The 3,532-nt window shown below is 35.1% G+C and carries 5 protein-coding genes; all 5 read left to right on the top strand.

Annotation, left to right across the window (positions count from 1 at the left end; translation table 11 throughout):
- Nucleotides 1-124: 124 nt before the first annotated feature.
- Nucleotides 125-325, top strand: coding sequence for a hypothetical protein (locus RMR19_RS21770; protein WP_310605615.1), 201 nt, complete (start codon nucleotides 125-127; stop codon nucleotides 323-325).
- Nucleotides 326-343: 18 nt separating this feature from the next.
- Nucleotides 344-862, top strand: a complete 519-nt coding sequence (locus RMR19_RS21765) for a hypothetical protein (protein WP_310605614.1) — start codon at nucleotides 344-346, stop codon at nucleotides 860-862.
- 35 nt (nucleotides 863-897) lie between these two features.
- Nucleotides 898-1,110, top strand: coding sequence for a hypothetical protein (locus RMR19_RS21760; RefSeq protein ID WP_310605613.1), 213 nt, complete (start codon nucleotides 898-900; stop codon nucleotides 1,108-1,110).
- Between the two features lie 69 nt (nucleotides 1,111-1,179).
- Nucleotides 1,180-2,412, top strand: a complete 1,233-nt coding sequence (locus RMR19_RS21755) for a hypothetical protein (protein ID WP_310605612.1) — start codon at nucleotides 1,180-1,182, stop codon at nucleotides 2,410-2,412.
- Nucleotides 2,413-2,845: 433 nt separating this feature from the next.
- A partial coding sequence (locus RMR19_RS21750) for a phage tail tape measure protein (RefSeq protein WP_310605616.1) occupies nucleotides 2,846-3,532 on the top strand: 687 nt, incomplete at its 3' end.

Genomic DNA, 3,532 nt, shown 5'->3' with positions numbered 1-3,532 from the left:
AGTGTAATTTGTAAATGTTTAAACAATTATGATGATGATTAGTGTATTGAGATAATTCCAAGGGAATATACATTAATTTATTTTTGTATATTCCCTTTTTTTACGCAAAGTGAGGAGTGTTATTTTGAAAGAAGAAATGATTGTAATTGACAATCACTTAGATGAAATAAAAATCGTAAATCCGCGACAAGCGTATTTGTATATAAAAAACGGATTACAACCAATTCGTTTAGAAGCAGGATATAACGATAAATTAGTTTACGTGTTTTCTCGTTCAAAAAGTGAACCATTTTTTGAAAAATGGAGAAATCATGAATTGACATAAAAGGGGTGACATATATGAATGGACGCAATAACGAACTTATTAGAGCTTGATATCATCTCCGTTCTATTTGGAGTTTTCATTATAATTACTGCTACTGTTTCAATCGCTACTGTCATTGGAAAACTTTCAGAAGTTATTGGAAAACCTGTTAAATGGGTTCGTAATAAGAATGAAGATCACGAACTCTTGATAAAAACTGCTCAGAATCTTGATGCTTTGCAAAAAGACTATACCGAAAGTGTCGAACAGTCCATCCGCCATGACGATATGATTCGAAACGATCTAGAAAAACTGACTTCCATGTTTATCGATAAAGAAATCAACGATTACCGATTATCCATTCTAAATTTCAGTACAGACTTATCCAACGGGAAAAAAATCTCGCGAGAAAATTATGATTATATCTTCAAAGTATACGAGAAATATGAAAACATATTAGAAAACATCGGTCAGGAAAACGGTCTTGTAAACGAAAGCATTCATTATATTCGTGAAAAATATCACGAGTCTTTAAAAGATGGCGAGTTTAATTTATAGAAAAATCACTGTATATAAAAGGAGGAACGAAAACAATGATTACACTTATAAAAATGAAATATAAAGAATGGAAACTAAAACTTGCATTTCTCACAATGGTCGAGAATGTAGTAAGAGAAAAAGAAAGCATTATTAAATTGGCAGGGAACTTATACACGACTCTGAAAGATGTTCCTATGGAAGAACTCCAGAAGGAATTTGTTAGTGTGATAGCGAAATTGGTTCATGAAGATAATAAGAGTGAATAGGGAATTGCGAAGTAGTCAAATATATCGAAAATTTCGCAATTCCCTATTACAACAAAAAAGCGAAAGGAGATGTTGAATGAAATGAATAGCTCCCAAATAGTATTACAGGCAGTTTTAGATTCAAGCGGTATTGGAAAATCAGACATCGACAAAATTCAAAAACGTTTGGATAAATATCCTTTACATTTAACTGCCGATTTAAATAAAAAAGAGTTATTAAAAGCGGTCAAAAAAGTTGTTCCTGAGTTGGAAAAAGAGCTTAAGAATGTTACTGGGATAGATATAGCAATTAATGATAAGGCAATAAAAAGGGCTATTAGTCAAGTAATTAAGGATGAACGACGGCTACAAGCTGAACTTGATAGAACTATTAAAAAAGCTGAAAAAGCACAAAAGAAATTCGAGAAAACAGGTGCAATTCAATTTTCTATTAATGACAGTGCATACTCTGCTCAGATAGCAAAGTTAAAGGCTCAATTAGAACAATATAATGTATCCGTATATGAAGCTGAAAAAAGAACAAAAGACTTGAGTTCAACGCTTTCTTCTATCGATACATCATCAAGCAAGGGGTTAGCTTCTGAATTTAGTGATTTGGAGAAGCAAATAAAAGCGGTTGATGAGCAGGCAGAACAGGCACAGGGTTCTCTTGGTAATCTAAATAACATAATTACTACTTTGTCACATAAAAATGCTTTAAAAAATCAAATTTCCGATTTCAAACAATTAACCTCTGCTGCCAAAGACTTATCTCCCGAAATAGATAACGTATGCGATTCTCTGGAAAATTGTAGTGATGTTGATTTTAGTGATGTACTAGATGGACTTAGCGACATTTCAAACCAAATAGCAGGCACTGGACAATCTTCAAATTCATTTGGTGGTTTCCTACAGGATGCAGTTGACACACTTTTAGAATTTCCTAGCGCTAGTTCTATCATTCCCTCCTCAGAAGATATAATAAGGGATATGGTAAGTTCTATCTATGATATCGATACTGCAATGACAAGTCTGCATATGGTAACAGATGAAACAAGTACCAAGTATGATCAATTCCTCAATGGTGCAACTTCAAAAGCCCAAGAACTCGGACGCTCTGTTTCTAGTTTAGTAGAGCAAACTACAAACTGGGTGAAATTAGGCTTCTCCCTTGATGACAGCGCAAAACTCGGTGAGTACTCTTCTATTTATTCCAATATTAGTGGAATTGATGACGATACCGCTATAAACAATATGCTTACAGCAATGAAGGCAAACATACATGCCTTAATACATGGAAACATGTATATAGAATATATTTAATTGCAGGTAATGCCTTAGAGCCTTACACCACAATAATCGGGAAACCAGATTATGAAGGTTTTACAACGTAAGGATTGGCTGTTCATGCAGCAAAGTACCCTAACGTATTCCGTAGACCATACGGTACTTGAGACGAGGGTAAATGTTCAACGACCAGATTCATGTCGAGTTTTGGACTAGAGCGCGATTGCTCTTGGGAATAAGGGTGGAAATCCCGAATATCCAAAACAATAATCGTAGGGCGCAATTGCAAATGGCGTGGGTGAAATCCCCTTAAATCGAAAAGGTATACTCTCAGCACGTAATGGTGGAGATGAAGAAATGGTCTGTTCTTATATGAAAATATAAGCTATTACTAAGTAATCCCGTCTAAATAAAAATACTTAGTAATTTATAAAGTTTTGCGTACTTTATATAACACAAAAGATTTAACATAGAAGCTACCGACAGCATTCAAATCATTGATAAATTAAGTGTTTTAGGCAGTCAATACGCTGTTTCAAGTACGGATTTGGGAGCTGCATTATCCGAGTCTGCTTCCACTCTTGCTTCAACAGGAAACAGCATTGATGAAACATTAGCTATGATTACAGCTATGTCCGAAGTAACGCACAGTGCAAGTGAGTCTGGTGACGCATTGAATAGTTTGGCAATGCAACTTCGTGGATATGATGAGGAAACAGGGGCATATAGCAAAAATATAGCAGAACTCACTACTTCTATCGCTCAATTAACAGCAACCGCAAGTACACCAAGTGGAATTAGTATCTTTACAGATGATACGGAAAGCACGTATAAGTCAACCTATCAAATTATGAAGGATATCTCTGCTGTTTGGGATAGTATGAGTAATAAAAATCAAGTTAAACTACTTGATGTATTAGGTGGAAGCCAAAATGGGGATAATGTATCTGCTTTGTTAGGCAATATGTCACAAGCACAAAATGCACTACAATCATCCATATATTCCACTGGTTCAGCATATGCGAAGCAAGAGGAATGGCTTCAAAGTCTTGAAGGAAAAGTACAGCAATTTCAAACTGCTTTTCAGGGATTATCTCAAGCAGTAATGGATTCTGATTTTCTGAAGGGGTTGGTTGATACTGGGACTGGTCTTATT

The organism is Anaerosporobacter sp., from assembly GCF_031551385.1.
In the GTDB taxonomy this organism is placed as follows: domain Bacteria; phylum Bacillota; class Clostridia; order Lachnospirales; family Lachnospiraceae; genus Anaerosporobacter.
Note: the sequence above shows the minus strand (reverse complement) of the source record. Positions and strands in the feature narration are given on the sequence as shown.